Below are 16,805 nucleotides of genomic sequence, written 5' to 3'. Positions count from 1 at the left end.
TGCTCCCCTCGTGACCATGCCCACCACTGTTCCCGCATACGGCAAAGAGGCCGCGGGGCGTCTGGCGACGATGGCGGACGTGACCGCCGACGACCGGGCCCTCCGCCGTTTCCTGCACGGCCTCCCGGGCGTCGACGCCGTCGGGCTGCAAGCCCGCGCCGCCGCGCTCGGCACCCGCTCGATCAAGAACACGGCGAAGGCGTACGCCATCGACCTCGCCATCTCGATGATCGACCTGACGACGCTCGAAGGAGCGGACACCCCGGGCAAGGTCCGGGCCCTGTGCGCCAAGGGCGTCAACCCCGACCCCACGGACCGCACGGTGCCGAAGGTCGCCGCGATCTGCGTGTATCCGGACATGGTGGCGACCGCCAAGGAGGCGCTCGGCGCCTCCGGCATCCATGTCGCCTCCGTGGCCACCGCGTTCCCCGCGGGCCGCGCGGCACTGCCGGTGAAGCTCGCCGACACCCGGGACGCGGTCGCGGCCGGCGCCGACGAGATCGACATGGTGATCGACCGGGGCGCGTTCCTCGCCGGCCGGTACCTGGAGGTCTTCGAGGAGATCAAGGCCGTGAAGGAGGCCTGCGTCCGCGAGGACGGCAGCGCGGCGCACCTCAAGGTCATCTTCGAGACCGGCGAACTCCAGACCTACGACAACGTCCGCCGCGTCTCCTGGCTCGCGATGCTCGCGGGCGCCGACTTCATCAAGACCTCCACCGGCAAGGTCGGCGTCAACGCCACTCCCCCGGTCACCCTGCTGATGCTGGAGGCCGTCCGCGACTTCCACGACCGGCTCGGGGTGCAGGTCGGGGTGAAGCCGGCCGGCGGCATCCGCACGTCCAAGGACGCGATCAAGTACCTGGTCATGGTGAACGAGACGCTGGGCGAGGAGTGGCTGACCGCGGACTGGTTCCGCTTCGGCGCGTCCAGCCTCCTCAACGACCTGCTGATGCAGCGCCAGAAGCTCAGCAGCGGCCGGTACTCCGGCCCCGACTACGTGACGGTGGACTGACCATGGCTTTTGAATACGCACCCGCGCCGGAGTCGCGCGCGGTCGTCGACATCGCTCCCTCGTACGGGCTGTTCATCGACGGCGAGTTCGCCGACGCGGCCGACGGCAAGGTCTTCAAGACCGTCTCCCCGGCGAACGAGGAGGTCCTCTCCGAGGTCGCGCAGGCCGGGGCCGCCGACGTCGAGCGCGCCGTGAAGGCCGCGCGCAAGGCGTTCGAGAAGTGGTCGGCGCTGCCCGGTGCCGAGCGCGCCAAGTACCTCTTCAGGATCGCCCGCCTCATCCAGGAGCGCTCGCGCGAGCTGGCGGTGCTGGAGTCGCTGGACAACGGCAAGCCGATCAAGGAGTCCCGCGACTCCGACCTGCCACTGGTCGCCGCGCACTTCTTCTACTACGCGGGCTGGGCCGACAAGCTCGGCCACGCGGGCCTCGGAACCGACCCGAAGCCGCTGGGCGTCGCCGGCCAGGTCATCCCCTGGAACTTCCCCCTGCTGATGCTCGCGTGGAAGATCGCCCCGGCGCTGGCCTGCGGCAACACCGTCGTCCTGAAGCCCGCCGAGACCACCCCGCTCTCCGCGCTCTTCTTCGCGGACATCTGCCGCCAGGCCGGGCTGCCCAGGGGCGTCGTCAACATCCTGACCGGCGACGGCTCGACCGGCGCCGAGCTGGTCGCGCACCCGGACGTCGACAAGGTCGCCTTCACCGGCTCGACCGAGGTCGGCAAGGCCATCGCGCGTACGGTCGCGGGCACGGACAAGAAGCTCACCCTGGAGCTGGGCGGCAAGGCCGCGAACATCGTCTTCGACGACGCGCCGCTCGACCAGGCCGTCGAGGGCATCGTCAACGGCATCTTCTTCAACCAGGGCCACGTCTGCTGCGCCGGCTCCCGGCTGCTGGTGCAGGAGTCGGTCCAGGACGAGCTGCTGGACGCGCTCAAGCGCCGGATGGCGTCCCTGCGCGTCGGCGACCCGCTGGACAAGAACACCGACATCGGCGCCATCAACTCCGCCGAGCAGCTGGCCCGTATCAAGGCGCTGGCCGACGCGGGCGAGGCCGAGGGCGCCGAGCGCTGGGCGCCGGCCTGCGAACTGCCCGGCGAGGGCTACTGGTTCGCGCCGACCCTGTTCACCGGCGTCACGCAGGCGCACCGCATCGCCCGCGAGGAGATCTTCGGCCCGGTGCTGTCCGTGCTGACGTTCCGTACGCCCGAGGAGGCCGTGGCCAAGGCGAACAACACGCCGTACGGCCTGTCGGCGGGCATCTGGACCGAGAAGGGCTCCCGCAGCCTGTGGACGGCGGGCAAGCTGCGCGCGGGCGTCGTCTGGTCCAACACGTTCAACAAGTTCGACCCGGCGTCGCCGTTCGGCGGCTACAAGGAGTCGGGCTTCGGCCGCGAGGGCGGCCGGCACGGTCTGGAGGCGTACCTGAATGTCTGATCGGCTGAGCGTCTTCAAGACCTACAAGCTGTACGTCGGGGGCAAGTTCCCCCGGTCCGAGAGCGGGCGGGTGTACGAGGTGACCGACGCAAAGGGCAAGTGGCTCGCCAACGCCCCGCTGTCCTCCCGCAAGGACGCGCGCGACGCGGTGGTCGCCGCCCGCAAGGCGTTCGGCGGCTGGTCCGGTGCCACCGCGTACAACCGCGGCCAGATCCTGTACCGCATCGCCGAGATGCTGGAGGGCCGCCGGGAGCAGTTCGTCTCGGAGGTGGCCGACGCCGAGGGACTGTCGAAGTCCAAGGCGGCGGCGCAGGTGGACGCGGCGATCGACCGGTGGGTCTGGTACGCCGGATGGTCCGACAAGATCGCGCAGGTCGCGGGCGGCGCGAACCCGGTCGCGGGCCCGTTCTTCAACCTCTCCACGCCCGAGCCGACCGGCGTGGTGGCCGTCCTGGCGCCGCAGGAGTCCTCGTTCCTCGGGCTGGTGTCGGTGATCGCGCCGGCGATCGTGACCGGTAACACCGTCGTGGTGGTGGCCAGCGAGAAGGCGCCGCTGCCTGCCCTGTCGCTGGGCGAGGTGCTGGCCACCTCCGACCTGCCCGGCGGCGTGGTGAACGTGCTGTCGGGCCGTACGGCCGAGATCGCCGGGCCGCTGGCCGCGCACCAGGACGTCAACGCGATCGACCTCGCGGGCGTGGCCGGTGACCGGGAGGAGGCGACCGCCCTGGAGACGGCGGCCGCCGACAACCTCAAGCGCGTCCACCGTCCACAGGCTGTGGACTGGACCGCCGACCCCGGCACCGACCGCATGCTGGCCTACCTGGAGACCAAGACGGTCTGGCACCCGATGGGCGTCTGAGTCCACCCGATGGGCGTCCGAGCCCGCCGCACCGCGCCGGAGGGCGCCCGCGAGCCGTACGCACGGCCGCGGGCGCCCCTGTCGTACGTCCGGCCGCTATCCGGGCAGCGCCTGCGTCACCGGGCCCACGACGGGCAGCTGGCCCAGGGCCGCGCCGTCGGACAGCGGAGCGGTCAGGGACGCGGTGCTGAACGGCTTGAAGTCGGCGATCTGGGTGCCGACGGCGTTGTCCAGCGGGTCGGTCCCGGTGCCCGCGAGAGGGTTCAGACGGAGGTCCTTGACCGTGCCGACGCCGCTGGCCGTGGTCTGGTGCAGAGCGCCGACCGCGGAGTTCACGGCCGCCTGGACGTCCTCCACGCTCGCCGGTTCCGACTTCCCTCCGGCAGCGGCGGCGGTGGAGGCACCCGCGACCAGCGCGGCGCCCGTCACGGACACCGCGAGCCCGGCGCGCAGCAGCCCGCGCGCCGTACGGCTCTGCTGGGGAAGACGTGCGTGAGAGGCCATGAGCACCTGCCTGTGGAGTCCGTTTACGGTGGTACCGACCGCCACCGGTGAGGCGATCGTCTGTAATGGGTCGGATGCGCAGAGTAGTTGACGGGTGTGTCCACAATCCACCTTGTCCGGCCGGGGTAGCTCACACGGACGAATGCGCGACAATGAATGCCCGTGAGCCTTCTCCCCAGTGCGCCGCCCGCCCGCGTCATCCTGCTGACCGGCCCCTCCGGCTCCGGGAAGTCCTCCCTCGCCGCCCGCACCGGCCTCCCCGTGCTGCGCCTGGACGACTTCTACAAGGAGGCCACGGACGCCTCCCTGCCGCAGCTTCCGGACGGCGGGGGCGCCGACTGGGACTCGCCGCTGTCCTGGGACGCGGCCGCCGCGCTCACCGCGATCGAGGAACTGTGCCGTACGGGCCGCGCGGCCGTCCCCGTCTACGACATCGCCAGGAGCGCCCGGGTCGGCGAGGACAAGCTGGAGCTGGCGGGCGCGCCGCTGTTCATCGCCGAAGGGATCTTCGCCGCCGAGATCGTCGAGGCCTGCCGGGCGGCGGGGGTGCTGGCCGACGCGCTGTGCCTGCGCGGCCGGCCCACCACGACGTTCCGTCGCCGGCTGCTGCGTGACCTGCGTGAGGGCCGTAAACCCGCCGGGTACCTGGTGCGCCGGGGCCTGCGACTGCTGCGCGCCGAACGGTCGGTGGTGGCGCGGCAGACCGCCCTGGGCGCGTACGCCTGTGCGAAGCCGGAGGCGCTGGCCCGGATATCCTCCGCGGGGGCGGACGTCACCGCCCCCGTACGGAGCTGACGCAGGAGGCCACGTGCCCAAGGAACACTCCTACCTCGCCCGCGTGACCTGGACCGGCAACTCCGGTGCCGGAACCGACGGATACCGCACGTACGGCCGGGACCACGAGGTGACGGCGGACGGCCCGCCGCCGCTGCCGGGCACCGCCGACCCGGCCTTCCTCGGCACCGGGGACCGCTGGAATCCGGAACAGCTGCTGCTCGCCTCGCTGGCCCAGTGCCACATGCTCACGTACCTGGCCGTCTGCTCACTGTCGGGCGTGGTGGTGACCTCGTACACGGACGGGGCGAGCGGCACGATGACCGAGGACGGCAAGGGCGGCGGCGCCTTCACCGAGGTCGTGCTGCGGCCGCGGGTGGAGATCGCGGCGGGCTCGGACCCCGAGCGGGCCCGGCGGCTGCACACCAAGGCGCACGACCAGTGCTTCATCGCGAACTCGGTGAACTTCCCGGTACGGCACGAGCCGGTGATCACGGTGGCCACCGGCTGACGGCGCACGGAAAGAGCGGGAATCGGCAGACCCCCCGCCTGCCGGTTCCCGCTCTCTTCTTCCCCCGTCTTCCTTCCCCCGTGTTCTCCCCCGTACGTGCGGCCCCCGGACCGCTTCCCCCGTGTCCCCGCCCCTCAGGCCACCAGCTCGCCGAAGGACTCCTCCTGGTCGCGGCCGAAGCTGAGGACGTCGTCCTCGCGCAGCCGCCGCAGCGAACGCCAGATGCTCGACTTCACCGTGCCGACGCTGATGTTCAGTATGTCGGCGATCTCCGGGTCCGTCCGGCCCTCGTAGTAGCGCAGGACGAGCATCGTGCGCTGCGTCTCGGGCAGCTTGGCCAGCGCCTGCCACAGCACGGCGCGCAGCTCGGTGCCGCGCATCGCGTCGTGGTCACCGGCCGTCTCCGGCAGTTCCTCGGTGGGGTACTCGTTCAGCTTCCGCCGACGCCAGGCACTGATGTGCAGGTTGGTCATCGTGCGGCGCAGGTACCCACCGACCGCCCCCTTGTCGCTGATCCGGTCCCACGCCCGGTAGGTCGAGAACAGCGCGCTCTGCAGCAGGTCCTCGGCCTCGTGGCGGTCGCCGGTCAGGTGGTAGGCGGTGGCGTACAGGGAGGCGCGGCGCTCCTGGACGTAGGCGGTGAACTCGGCTTCGCTGTCCACCGCCGCCGGCGCGGCGCTCCGCTCCTCCGTGGCCTCCCCGTACGTGCGTCCCCCGTCGGTTCCCCCGTCCGTGACCACCGGGGCCACGGTTCCCACGACGGTGTCAACGGCCTCGACCGGCGTCACGAAGTACGCGGCCTGGCGCTGACGCCCGGTGCCGCGAGCGCACCCCCGCCCGCTCACGGCACCGGACTTCTCCCCGGCTCGTACGACATCGTGAAGACGCGTGATTACTGCGCTGTTGGCGGTGCTGTGCAGTGTGTTCATCTCGCGCCCCCCGTCGGTTGAGCCGGCTCGTTCATCTGCGGTCCCGGGCCGTTCTCACCCGGTGCCAGAAACTCTGCCGCGGCAGTTTCATCGCGTTGTCCGCCGACTGTCACAGCCCTGTCACAGGCAGCCGCGCGAGGTTCACCGCACCCTCCTTCGGGCGTACGCCGGGGCAGGTGGGGCGCGTGCGGAGCGGGGCGCGGGACGCCGCCGGTCGAAGTCCGGCCGCGCCATGCGCCAGAATGGCGCACGTGCCTTTCCTGTTGCTGATCGAGGACGACGACGCCATCCGCACGGCCCTCGAACTCTCGCTGTCCCGCCAGGGTCACCGTGTGGTGACCGCGGCGACGGGCGAGGACGGCCTGAAACTGCTGCGTGAGCAGCGCCCCGACCTGATCGTCCTGGACGTGATGCTGCCGGGGATCGACGGTTTCGAGGTGTGCCGGCGGATCCGCCGTACGGACCAACTGCCCATCATCCTGCTGACCGCGCGTAACGACGACATCGATGTGGTCGTCGGACTGGAGTCCGGCGCGGACGACTACGTCGTCAAGCCGGTGCAGGGGCGGGTGCTGGACGCCCGGATCAGGGCGGTGCTGCGGCGCGGCGAACGCGAGTCGAGCGACTCGGCGACGTTCGGGTCACTGGTCATCGACCGTTCGGCGATGACGGTGACCAAGAACGGCGAGGATCTGCAACTGACCCCGACCGAGTTGCGGTTGCTGCTGGAGCTGAGCCGCCGGCCCGGACAGGCGCTGTCCAGACAGCAGCTGCTCCGCCTGGTGTGGGAGCACGACTACCTCGGTGACTCGCGCCTGGTGGACGCGTGTGTGCAGCGGCTGCGGGCCAAGGTGGAGGACGTACCGTCCTCGCCGACGCTGATCCGTACGGTCCGCGGCGTCGGTTACCGGCTGGACACCCCGCAGTGAGTGAACCGGCCGCCGGCCGGCTGCGCGGGGTCGCGTCCGGCCTGCTGCGCTGGACCAGCCTGCGGCTGCGCCTGGTGGTGGTCTTCGCGCTGGTGGCGCTGACCGCCGCGGTCTCCGCCTCCGGCATCGCGTACTGGCTCAACCGCAACACCGTGCTGGACCGTACGCAGAACGCCGCGCTGAAGGACTTCCGCACCCAGCTGGCGGAGCGTACGCGGTCGCTGCCGCTCCACCCGGCCTGCGGGGAACTGCGGGACGCCGCGCGCCAGATGGGTGCCGGACCGCAGAACTACGACGTACTGCTGCTCGCGAAGGACGATGCGGGCAGGACCTGCACGGCCACCACCGACCAGGACCTCCTGAACCTGAAGACCGTGCCGGAGACGCTGCAGAAGGCCGTGGAGCAGCGGCGCCCCGTGGACGCGTCGAACAAGTCGCCGTACCACCTGTACTGGCAGCGGCAGGAGATCGAGGACGACCCGTACTTCGTGGCCGGGGCGAAGCTGAACGGCGGCGGCCCGACCGGGTACATGCTGAAGTCGCTGGCCACCGAGCGGCAGGACCTGAACTCCCTCGCCTGGTCGCTGGGGGTCGCGACGCTGCTCGCGCTGGTCGGCTCGGCGCTGCTGGCGCAGGCCGCGGCGACGACCGTGCTGCGGCCCGTGCAGCGGCTCGGCACCGCGGCACGCGAGCTGGGTGAGGGGAAGCTGGACACCCGGCTGCGGGTGACCGGCACGGACGAGCTGGCCGACCTCTCCCGTACGTTCAACCGGACCGCCGAGCGGCTCCAGCAGCGGGTGGAGGAGCTGAGCACGCGGGAGGCGTCCTCGCGGCGCTTCGTCGCGGACATGTCGCACGAGCTGCGGACGCCGCTGACCGCGATCACGGCCGTGACGGAGGTCCTGGAGGAGGAGGCCGACGCGCTCGACCCGATGATCGCGCCCGCGGTGCAGCTGGTGGTCAGCGAGACCCGGCGGCTGAACGACCTGGTGGAGAACCTGATGGAGGTCACCCGATTCGACGCGGGCACGGCCCGGCTGGTCCTGGACGACGTGGACGTCGCGGACCAGGTCACGGCGTGCATCGACGCACGGGCCTGGCTGGACGCCGTGGAGCTGGACGCCGAGCGCGGCATCGTCGCGCGGCTGGACCCGCGCCGCCTTGACGTGATCCTGGCGAACCTCATCGGCAACGCGCTCAAGCACGGCGGCTCGCCGGTGCGGGTGTCGGTCCGTACGGAATCCTCCGACGACGGGGACCGGCTGCTCATCCGCGTACGGGACCACGGGCCCGGCATTCCCGAGGAGGTGCTGCCGCACGTCTTCGACCGCTTCTACAAGGCGAGCGCCTCCCGGCCCCGCTCGGAGGGCTCGGGCCTCGGCCTGTCCATCGCCCTGGAGAACGCGCACATCCACGGCGGCGAGATCACGGCGGCCAACTCCGACGAGGGCGGTGCGGTCTTCACGCTGCGACTCCCCAGGGACGCCTCGCGGCTCGCGGAGGACGGTGCCGGCGGCTCCGGCTCGGGGACGGCCGACGGGCAGCGGAAGCGGGACGGCGCGGACGACGGCCCGGACGCGGGGGACGAGCGATGAGGCGGGCCCTCACGCGGCCGGCCCGGCGCGCCGGCGCGGTCCTGGCACTGCTCCTGACGGTGGCCGGCTGCGGCATCCGCGGCACGTCGGTGCCGGTGGACGCGGGCGGCGCGCCCTCGCGGGTCAGCTGCAAGGCGCAGGAGGCGGCCGGGGTGCCGGAGGTGCCGGTCGGGGTCCCGGTCAGGATCTACCTGGTGTGCAGCTCGGGGCTGGTACCGGTGGAGCGGACCGTGTCGCTGCCCAAGGGCGGCACCGCCGAGGACCGGCCGGAGATGGCCCGTACGCTCCTGAACGAGCTGCGGCAGCAGCCGGCGCCCGGCGAGGTGGAGGCGGGCTTCGAGACGGCGGTACCGGAGGACCTGACGGTGTCCGGGCCGCGCGGGGACGATCCCGAGGACGCGCTGCGGCTGAACATCCGCCCGGAGGACCTGCCCTCGTTCGCGCTCGCGCAGCTGGTGTGCACGTACGGGACGCGGATGCCGGTGGACGGGAAGCGGGCCGCGGTGCTCGGCGGCCCGGACGACGCGGCACCGCGCCACTACGACTGCTCCGACGCCGTGCTCCGCCACCCGGACATCGCCCGCAACGCCGCCTGGGGCAGCCCGCTGCCGGACGCCGGCCGCACGACGGGCAAGGACTGAGCCCGGCGCCCTCGGCCCGCTGTGACGGCCCGCACGGAACCGCCGCCACCGGTCGTGGCGTCTGGGCGGGTGTGCAGCGTCAGAGCCTGTGTGTGAATCCCGGCCGGATCAGCGCGCGTCGTCTGGTGCGTGCAATCGCAAGCCGCCGGAAAGTCCTCGTAGCGGAGCTACCAGGGCGTTTCGGCAACGCCGCGAGTGTGCGTGCCAGGCGGCGGGCGCCCGGCCGGGGTTCACACACAGGCTCTCTCGGCCCCGGCGGGATGGCCGGTTTCCGTATGCGCGCCGCGGGCTTCGTGCTTCTTCTGGCGCATCTGTCGGTCGTCTACTGGCTGACACTGCGCCCACGGGCGGTGCCCTGGGTGCCCGAAGCCAATCTCCGGCTGCTGGAGACGATCCGTGCCGAGCTGGCGCTGGGGCCGTGGGAGGCCGCGCACCACCTGGGCGGGCCGGTGCTGCTGATGGCGCCGCTGGGGGTGCTGCTGCCGATGGCCGGCGGCCGGCTGACCGCCTCGGCGCTGGGTTCCTTCACCCGTACCGTCTTCACCGGCGCGATGATCGCTTTCGTGGTGGCGCTGCTGCAGGGCACGGTGCCGGGGCGGGTGCCGGACGTGGACGTCGTCCTGCTGAACATCCTCGGAGTAGTACTGGCGCACCTGGCCGTCGTCCCCGTGGTCAGGTCCCGGCTCCGCCGTCGGGAGGACCCCCGGCGGGGGCCGACCCCGACGATCTCCAGGGTCGGCATCGCTCCGCAGGCCGACGCGCTGTCCGGCTCACGGACCTAGCGTGGAGTCATCGGGTCGCACCGGAAGCGCCCCGGAGACCGACCGAGGAGTCGACCCCATGGCCGCCGCACTTGTCCGCCCCCGCAACAACAGGATGATCGCCGGAGTCTGCGCGGGTCTGGCCCGGCGCTTCGGCACGACGCCGACCACGATGCGCGTGATCTTCGTGCTGTCGTGTCTGCTGCCCGGTCCCCAGTTCCTGGTCTACCTGGCCCTGTGGATCTTCCTGCCGGCCGAGAAGAAGTACAGCGAAGCCTGGTGAGCCGCGCGCCGCGGCGGGCCGGTCCGGCAGCGCCGGCCGCCTGCCGCGGGCCCGCACGCACCGCGCCCCGGTCCGTACGCTGCGTACGGGCCGGGGCGCGGTGCGTGGCGACGTCTCAGCCGCCGAGGGGGAGGCTGTTGGTGAGGCCGCCGGCCGGCAGGCCGCCGAGGAGGTTGTCCTTGCTGTTCACCTGGGCACCGCCTTCGTCGGGAGACGGCGCGGCCTTGCCGGTGACGCTCTGCAGCGCACCGCTGGTGGCACCGGTGACCGGCTCGCCCGCGGGGGCGGCGGTGGCCGTGCCGGCCGCGGTGGCAGCGATGGCGGCACCGAGGGCCGCGGCACCGATGATCTTGACGGTTCCCTGCTTCATCAACTTTTGTCCTCGCGACGGGGTTTTGTCCGGCACCCGACGCTAAAGACATGATCGCCGAAGCCGCAAACATCCCACATGCCCGGTTCGCCGCCGCGGCAGGCACCCCGCGCTCTCCGCCCCAGCGCCTCACCGAGCGTCAGGATGCCCTGCTCACACCGAGTCCGCGGGCCCCTTCGGGAAGAGCCATTCCGACTTCAGTTCGGCGTAACCGGGCTTGATCACATCGTTGATCATGGCCAGACGTTCATCAAAAGGAAGGAAGGCGCTCTTCATTCCATTGACGGTGAACCACTGCATGTCGTCGAACGTGTACCGGAACGTCTCCACCAGGTGCTCGAACTCGCGCGACATGCTCGTCCCGGACATGAGCCGGTTGTCGGTGTTGACGGTCAGACGGAACTGCAGCCGCCGCAGCAGCCCGATCGGGTGCTCGGCGTAGGAACTGGCCGCGCCGGTCTGCAGGTTCGAGGTCGGGCACATCTCGAGCGGGATGCGCTTGTCCCGTACGTACGACGCCAGCCGGCCGAGCTTCACCTCGCCGCTGTCGTCGACCCGGATGTCGTCGATGATCCGCACGCCGTGGCCGAGCCGGTCGGCACCGCACCACTGGAGCGCCTGCCAGATCGACGGCAGCCCGAACGCCTCGCCCGCGTGGATCGTGAAGTGGTTGTTCTCGCGCTTGAGGTACTCGAAGGCGTCCAGGTGACGGGTGGGCGGGTAGCCCGCCTCGGCGCCCGCGATGTCGAAGCCGACCACGCCGAGGTCGCGGTAGCGGTTGGCCAGTTCGGCGATCTCCAGGGCGCGGGCCGCGTGCCGCATCGCGGTGAGCAGCGCACCGACGCGGATGCGGTGGCCGTGGGCGCGCGCCCGCCGCTCGCCCTCCCGGAACCCCTCGTTGACCGCCTCGACGACCTCTTCGAGGCTGAGCCCCTTCTCCAGGTGCTGCTCCGGCGCGTACCGGACCTCGGCGTAGACGACGCCGTCGGCGGCCAGGTCCTCGGCGCACTCGGCGGCCACCCTGGCCAGCGCGTCGCGGGTCTGCATGACGGCGCAGGTGTGCGCGAAGGTCTCCAGATAGCGTTCCAGCGAGCCCGAGTCGGCGGCCTCGCGGAACCAGATGCCGAGCTTCTCCGGGTCCGTCTCGGGGAGGCCGTCGTACCCGGTCTCGCGGGCGAGGTCGACGATCGTGGCGGGACGCAGACCGCCGTCGAGGTGATCGTGGAGCAGCACCTTCGGCGCGCGGCGGATCTGCTGTGCGGTCGGGAGGTTGGTGGTCTCGCTCGTCATTTCCGCACTGTAGCCCCTACGCGCGTAGAAGGCACTAGCGTTCCGGCCGCTTCCCGGCCTCCGTACCGGCGGCCCCTCAGGCGGCTCTCGCGGCACCCGCGTCCGGGCCCCGGCCGCGCCCGCGGACCGATCCCCTCCGCCGCACACCACCGATACGGAACAGTGACCCGTACACGGGGTGGGCCACCGACTCCCCGTCTGCCATGGTTCTGCTCATGGATGGCCGATCGGTGTCCGGGCGCACGGCCCGGCTGGGGAAACGACTGGGAGCGGGTACGGGGGCGGCAGGCGGCGCGGTGAACGCGGTCGCCCTGTTACTGCCCGAAGGCTGCGAGACGAGCACCGGACGCACCTCGCCGGTGGCCACGCTCGCGGCGCGCTCACTGGCGACGGCGCTGGCGCGGTCCGGCCGCGGGGACGGGCTGACCACCCATGTCCTGCGGTTCCGCTGCCGCGGCTGGAACGGCGAGGCGGCCCACCCGGCGCGGGACGCGGAGTGGGCGGTGGCCGAGGTCGTCCGCCGCTACGGTGACGTCCCGGTCTGCCTCATCGGTACGGGTACGGGCGCCCGGGCCGCCCTGCTCGCCGCCGGCCACCCCGCGGTCAACTCCGTGGTGGGCATCGCCCCCTGGCTCCCGGCCGGCCCGGCCGCCACCCCACCCGATCCGGTGAAACAACTGGTCGGCAGGCGCGTCCTGCTCGTACACGGCACCAACGACGAACGGGTGGACCCCGACCTGTCCTACCGCTACGCCGAACGCGCCAAGAAGATCAACCGCGACACCTGCCGCTTCGAGGTCCACTCCGACGGCCACGGCCTGCACCAGCACCGCGCCGAACTCCGCTCCCTCACCACCGACTTCGTCCTCGGCTCCCTCTTCCACCACGGCTACTCCCGCCCCGTCCAGGACGCCATGGCCGCACCTCCGCCCCTGGGCCTCCGCATGCCCCTGGCGGTGGGGTTCGGGGCGACCCTGCAGGGGTGAGCCGCCCGGGCCGGACTGTCAGTGGGGCGCGGTAGCTTCGGGAGCAGTGTGGCGGAGGTGGGGGGAGGGGACCCGTCACCGGGCTCTCGGGGGGACTTGGCCCCACGGGGAGAGGGAGGGGCCCTGCCAGGAAACAGGCGAACGCCCTCCCCCCACCCCGCCCCCCTCTCCCCCACCCTCAATGCAGCAACTGCCCCCGCCGGCTCAGCAGGAACTTCTTGAAAGCGGCCACGGGGGGCGTGTCCACGTGACCGTCGAGCCAGGCGACGCCGATCTCGCGGACGGCGCGCGGGGCGGTGACGGTGAGTTCGACGACGCCCGGGCGCGGGACGGGCGGAGGCGGCAGCAGGGCGACGCCCAGGCCCGCGGCGACCAGGCCGCGCAGCGTCTCGGCCTCCTCGCCCTCGAAGGCGACCTTCGGCGTGAAGCCGGCCTCCGCGCACAAGGCATCGGTGATGCGGCGCAGCCCGAAGCCCGCCTCCAGGCTGACGAACAGCTCGTCGGCGGCCTCGGCGAGGCGAATGCGCTTACGGCCGGCGAGCGGGTGGTCGTCGGGTACGACCAGGCGCAGCTTCTGCTCGTCCAGGCGGCGGGCGACCAGCCCGGGCGCGTCGGGGACCGGTGAGGTCAGGCAGAGGTCCAGGTCGCCGGCGCGCAGCCGGTCGAGCATCGCCTCGCCGTAGGTCTGCACGAGCTGGAAGCGGACCTTGGGGTGGTCGGCGCGGAAGGTGCGCAGCAGGCCCGGTACGGTCTCGGAGCCGAGGGTGTGCAGGAAGCCGAAGGCGACCTTGCCGGCGGCCGGGTCGGCGTCGGCGCGTACGGACTCCGCCGCCCGTTCGATGTCGCTGAGCGCGCGCTCGACGGAGGCGAGGAAGGCGCGGCCCGCGGGGCTGAGCGAGAGGGTGCGGCCGTGCCGGGCGAAGAGCGCAACACCGAGCTCCTCCTCCAGGCGGACGATGGCGCGGCTGAGGGTCGGCTGCGGCATGCCCAGTTCGTACGCGGCGCGGGTCACGTGCTCGTGCCGGGCCACCGCCTCGAACTGGGCGAGGCGGGGCGCCAGCGCCGGCGCCCAGGACGAATCGGGGATGTCTTTTCTGTTGCGAAGCTGCAACAGTGGGCGCTGTGAGCTGTGGTCATGCGGCATGGCATCGATTATGGCGTTTCAATGCATTGGACGCATGAAACCTGATCGCCGTACGTTCGGGCCATGCCTCCTGCTGATACCAGGGCGTCCGCCACCACCCGCGCGGACGCCTCTGCCCAGTCGTCCACCACCGTCGATTCCGCCGCGACCGCTGCCGACCCCGAGGCCGGCAAGCTGCGGCCCGGGGGCCCCGGTTACCGCCGGATGAGCTTTGCGCTCTTCGCGTCCGGCATCTCGACCTTCGCCCTCCTCTACTCCACGCAGGCGCTGCTGCCCGCCATCTCCGACGACCTCGGGGTGACGCCGGACCAGGCGAGCTGGACCGTGTCGGCGGCGACCTTCGGCCTGGCCCTCGCGGTACTGCCGCTGAGCGCCTGTTCGGAGCGGTTCGGCCGCCGCACGATGATGACGGTGTCGCTGAGCGTCGCCGCCGTGGTGGCGATGCTGGTGCCGTTCGCGCCCTCGCTCGGCGTACTGATCGCCCTGCGCGGCATCCAGGGCGTGGCGCTGGCCGGTGTACCGGCCTCGGCGATGGCCTTCCTGGCCGAGGAGGTACGGGCCAAGGCGCTGGTCGCCGCGGTGGGGCTGTTCGTCGCGGGCAACAGCATCGGCGGCATGTCGGGCCGGATCGTGACCGGCTGGGTCGCCCAGGCCTGGGGCTGGCGCGCGGCACTCGGCGCGGTCGGCGCGATGGCGGTGGTGTGCGCGGTGGTCTTCCGGCTGATGGTGCCGAAGGCGCGGCACTTCGTACCGAAGGCGGTCGGCCCGAAGGCGCTCGGCCGGACGATCCTCGGCCACCTCTCCGACCCCCTCCTCTGCCGTCTGTACGCCATCGGCGCGCTCTTCATGACGGTCTTCGGCGCGGTCTACACGGTGATCGGCTACCGCCTCGTCGGCGCGCCGTTCTCCCTCCCGCAGGGCATCGCGGGCTCGGTCTTCCTGGTCTACCTCGTCGGCACGGTCTCCTCGGCCGCGGCCGGGCGCCTGGTCGGGCGGACGGGGCGGCGCGGGGCGCTGTACCTGGCCGTCGGCACGACGGCGGCGGGTCTGCTGCTGTCCCTGGCGGACGTGCTGATCCTGGTGGTCCTCGGTCTGGTCCTGATCACCGCCGGCTTCTTCGCGGGCCACGCGGTGGCGTCCTCGGCGGTCAGCCGTACGGCGAAGACGGCCCGTGCGCAGGCGTCGGCGCTGTACCAGAGCGCGTACTACATCGGCTCCAGCGTCGGCGGTGCGCTCGGCGCCGCGGCCTTCCACGCCGGCGGCTGGGCCGCCACGGTCGCCCTCGGCCTGCTGGCCATGGTCGCGGCGGCGTCGGTCACGCTCTACGCCACCCGCAAGGCGGTCGCCGAGCGCCGCGTCCTGCAGATGCAGAAGGCCGCGTAACGCGGCCCAAGAGCCCGGAGGGGCCGCCCCGCCACCTGTCCTGGCGGGTCGGCCCCTTCGTCTTTGCGCGGCGTCAGTCGGTGGGGAGGATTCCGGTGTCGAGGGTGAGACCGAAGGGAGCCGGAAGGTCCACCTCGTCGCCGAACTTGCCGGCCCACAGCACACGGTAGACGTCGTCCGACGGCTCGCCGTGGAGGGTGATGGTGGGACCGGCGGGGGCGAACCGGTCGACGAGCAGATAGAGCGGGACGCCGGCTCGGGCGTAGCCTGCGGCCTTGGCGATCCGGTCGTTGCGCGCGTTGGACTGTGACGTGACTTCGACGATCAGTTTGGCGGCAGCTGCTGGGACGAATGTCTTGGATTCCCCACCAAGAAGATCGTCGTCCGGAATCACAGCGAGATCCGGAATCCAGATGCCCTTCCGTGAGGGAACTGACGCCCCAACCGTCTGATAGACACCCCAGTCCTCGGGGAGCACGGAGTACAGGCGACGGTGGACCCTCTCGGCGATGACGTTGTGGACGTTGTCGGGCGGTGGCGACACGGTGACGATCCCCTCGATGATCTCCACCTTCCAGCCCTCGGGTACGTCCGCCTGTTCCCAGATACGGACGAGGTCGTCCCACTCGTGGTCGTTGTCCGACGCGTGGTCGACGGTGAGTGCGCTCATGGCGGTCTCCTCTATCGGTACGTCACCGATCCCAGCGTGCCGAACAGGACCCGAACCGGTCCACCGATCTCGTTCACCCGTACGAGGAAACCGCAGGTCAGGGGGCACGTTTCTGCTCACGCGCCTACTTCTTCAGCGGGTCGTGCCCCCAGTTCATCAGGGAGTGGCGCCAAGTGGAGTCCTTGACGTCGCCCTTGGGGCGCTGGGCCATGTGACGGTGGACGTAGCCGGTGACTTTGCGCATGTGGGCGTAGTCGCCGTCGGAGAGGTCGTCGCGCTCGGTCCTGAGGATGCCGACGATCTTCCGGCCGGACTCGTGGCCGACGGACTCGCCGCCGCCCTTGTGCCGGCCCGCGTCCTTGGACTCGTCCGTCCTCAGCCACTTGTCCAGCTCGGACGGGGACATGTTCACCGCGTCCTTGAAGTCGCGCCAGGTCGCGTCGTGGCCGTCGCGGTCGTCCTGCTTCGCCACCGCGCTCACTTGCCCTTCTTCTTCAGGGCGCCGGGCTTGTGCACCGCCGAGCCGCCGGGCTTCTCGCTGCGGACCTTGTACTGGGGGTCGTCCGGGGAGGCGTCGACCGTGCGGCCGCCCTCCTCGGTGCGCTGGGTGATCTTCTTCTCGACCTCGCCGACCGCCTCGCTGCCGTGGCTCTTCCAGGTGACCTTGTCGCCCTTGCGGAGGCCGGACTCACTCTTCTTCTGGTTCTTCTTGGCCATGCGGCCAGCAGAAC

The 16,805-nt window shown here is 71.7% G+C and carries 20 protein-coding genes; 12 read left to right on the top strand and 8 right to left on the bottom strand.

The window, feature by feature from the left end:
- Window positions 1-16 precede the first annotated feature (16 nt).
- From deoC to AAC944_RS22765, 3 genes are read left to right on the top strand one after another with little or no spacing between them, the layout of a single operon-like run.
- Window positions 17-1,012, top strand: a complete 996-nt coding sequence (gene deoC, locus AAC944_RS22775; RefSeq protein WP_030625252.1) for a deoxyribose-phosphate aldolase — start codon at window positions 17-19, stop codon at window positions 1,010-1,012.
- A 2-nt stretch (window positions 1,013-1,014) separates the two neighbouring features.
- On the top strand, window positions 1,015-2,445 hold the full coding sequence (locus tag AAC944_RS22770; protein ID WP_030625248.1) for an aldehyde dehydrogenase family protein: 1,431 nt from the start codon (window positions 1,015-1,017) through the stop codon (window positions 2,443-2,445).
- Window positions 2,438-3,304 (top strand): aldehyde dehydrogenase family protein, encoded by an 867-nt coding sequence (locus AAC944_RS22765; protein ID WP_030625244.1) that lies wholly within the window; start codon window positions 2,438-2,440, stop codon window positions 3,302-3,304. The genes AAC944_RS22770 and AAC944_RS22765 overlap by 8 nt, the downstream gene beginning before the upstream one ends.
- A gap of 96 nt (window positions 3,305-3,400) precedes the next feature.
- On the opposite strand, the gene AAC944_RS22760 is transcribed toward AAC944_RS22765, so the two are convergent.
- On the bottom strand, window positions 3,401-3,808 hold the full coding sequence (locus tag AAC944_RS22760; RefSeq protein WP_030625241.1) for a hypothetical protein: 408 nt from the start codon (window positions 3,806-3,808) through the stop codon (window positions 3,401-3,403).
- Between the two features lie 162 nt (window positions 3,809-3,970).
- Between AAC944_RS22760 and AAC944_RS22755 the strand changes: the two genes are divergently transcribed.
- Complete coding sequence (locus AAC944_RS22755; protein WP_368396410.1) at window positions 3,971-4,603, top strand: uridine kinase family protein; 633 nt, start codon at window positions 3,971-3,973, stop codon at window positions 4,601-4,603.
- 13 nt (window positions 4,604-4,616) lie between these two features.
- Window positions 4,617-5,093: an OsmC family protein gene (locus tag AAC944_RS22750; protein WP_030625235.1), complete on the top strand. Its 477-nt coding sequence runs from the start codon at window positions 4,617-4,619 to the stop codon at window positions 5,091-5,093.
- 134 nt (window positions 5,094-5,227) lie between these two features.
- On the opposite strand, the gene AAC944_RS22745 is transcribed toward AAC944_RS22750, so the two are convergent.
- A complete protein-coding gene (locus tag AAC944_RS22745) occupies window positions 5,228-6,022 on the bottom strand; it encodes a SigE family RNA polymerase sigma factor (protein WP_030625232.1) in 795 nt (264 codons plus the stop codon).
- A gap of 251 nt (window positions 6,023-6,273) precedes the next feature.
- Between AAC944_RS22745 and afsQ1 the strand changes: the two genes are divergently transcribed.
- The 5 genes from afsQ1 to AAC944_RS22720 all read left to right on the top strand — a co-directional run bounded on the left by afsQ1 (window position 6,274) and on the right by AAC944_RS22720 (window position 10,231).
- Entirely contained in the window at window positions 6,274-6,951 is a 678-nt protein-coding gene (afsQ1, locus tag AAC944_RS22740; RefSeq protein WP_131124765.1) for a two-component system response regulator AfsQ1, read from the top strand.
- On the top strand, window positions 6,948-8,546 hold the full coding sequence (locus AAC944_RS22735; protein WP_051872444.1) for an ATP-binding protein: 1,599 nt from the start codon (window positions 6,948-6,950) through the stop codon (window positions 8,544-8,546). Before afsQ1 ends, AAC944_RS22735 begins: the two co-directional genes overlap by 4 nt.
- Window positions 8,543-9,187: a hypothetical protein gene (locus AAC944_RS22730; RefSeq protein WP_051872443.1), complete on the top strand. Its 645-nt coding sequence runs from the start codon at window positions 8,543-8,545 to the stop codon at window positions 9,185-9,187. Before AAC944_RS22735 ends, AAC944_RS22730 begins: the two co-directional genes overlap by 4 nt.
- Window positions 9,188-9,462: 275 nt before the next feature.
- Window positions 9,463-9,969, top strand: coding sequence for a VanZ family protein (locus AAC944_RS22725; RefSeq protein ID WP_196943392.1), 507 nt, complete (start codon window positions 9,463-9,465; stop codon window positions 9,967-9,969).
- A gap of 58 nt (window positions 9,970-10,027) precedes the next feature.
- The gene (locus tag AAC944_RS22720; RefSeq protein ID WP_030625222.1) at window positions 10,028-10,231 is read left to right on the top strand and encodes a PspC domain-containing protein; all 204 of its coding nucleotides are present in this window, start codon (window positions 10,028-10,030) and stop codon (window positions 10,229-10,231) included.
- 115 nt (window positions 10,232-10,346) lie between these two features.
- Here the strand turns inward: AAC944_RS22720 and AAC944_RS22715 are convergent, their stop codons facing one another.
- The gene (locus AAC944_RS22715; protein ID WP_030625219.1) at window positions 10,347-10,601 is read right to left on the bottom strand and encodes a hypothetical protein; all 255 of its coding nucleotides are present in this window, start codon (window positions 10,599-10,601) and stop codon (window positions 10,347-10,349) included.
- 153 nt (window positions 10,602-10,754) lie between these two features.
- Window positions 10,755-11,891, bottom strand: coding sequence for an adenosine deaminase (locus AAC944_RS22710; RefSeq protein WP_030625216.1), 1,137 nt, complete (start codon window positions 11,889-11,891; stop codon window positions 10,755-10,757).
- A 215-nt stretch (window positions 11,892-12,106) separates the two neighbouring features.
- Between AAC944_RS22710 and AAC944_RS22705 the strand changes: the two genes are divergently transcribed.
- Entirely contained in the window at window positions 12,107-12,877 is a 771-nt protein-coding gene (locus AAC944_RS22705; protein ID WP_078889017.1) for an alpha/beta hydrolase, read from the top strand.
- Window positions 12,878-13,055: 178 nt separating this feature from the next.
- Here AAC944_RS22705 and AAC944_RS22700 read toward each other — a convergent pair whose 3' ends face one another.
- A complete protein-coding gene (locus AAC944_RS22700) occupies window positions 13,056-14,021 on the bottom strand; it encodes a LysR family transcriptional regulator (protein WP_078888340.1) in 966 nt (321 codons plus the stop codon).
- A 63-nt stretch (window positions 14,022-14,084) separates the two neighbouring features.
- Here AAC944_RS22700 and AAC944_RS22695 point away from each other — a divergent pair, with 63 nt between their 5' ends.
- Window positions 14,085-15,404, top strand: coding sequence for an MFS transporter (locus AAC944_RS22695; protein WP_030609471.1), 1,320 nt, complete (start codon window positions 14,085-14,087; stop codon window positions 15,402-15,404).
- Window positions 15,405-15,477: 73 nt separating this feature from the next.
- Here AAC944_RS22695 and AAC944_RS22690 read toward each other — a convergent pair whose 3' ends face one another.
- From AAC944_RS22690 to AAC944_RS22680, 3 genes are all read right to left on the bottom strand, one after another.
- Window positions 15,478-16,074 carry a Uma2 family endonuclease gene (locus AAC944_RS22690; RefSeq protein WP_030609474.1) on the bottom strand — a complete coding sequence of 199 codons (597 nt, stop codon included), beginning with the start codon at window positions 16,072-16,074 and terminating at the stop codon, window positions 15,478-15,480.
- Window positions 16,075-16,198: 124 nt separating this feature from the next.
- Entirely contained in the window at window positions 16,199-16,546 is a 348-nt protein-coding gene (locus tag AAC944_RS22685) for a DUF3140 domain-containing protein (RefSeq protein ID WP_078888363.1), read from the bottom strand.
- 5 nt (window positions 16,547-16,551) lie between these two features.
- Window positions 16,552-16,791 carry a hypervirulence associated TUDOR domain-containing protein gene (locus AAC944_RS22680; RefSeq protein ID WP_030609480.1) on the bottom strand — a complete coding sequence of 80 codons (240 nt, stop codon included), beginning with the start codon at window positions 16,789-16,791 and terminating at the stop codon, window positions 16,552-16,554.
- Between the last annotated feature and the right edge of the window lie 14 nt (window positions 16,792-16,805).

Origin of the sequence: Streptomyces sclerotialus (assembly GCF_040907265.1) — a bacterium.
GTDB lineage: Bacteria > Actinomycetota > Actinomycetes > Streptomycetales > Streptomycetaceae > Streptomyces > Streptomyces sclerotialus.
Note: the sequence above shows the minus strand (reverse complement) of the source record. Positions and strands in the feature narration are given on the sequence as shown.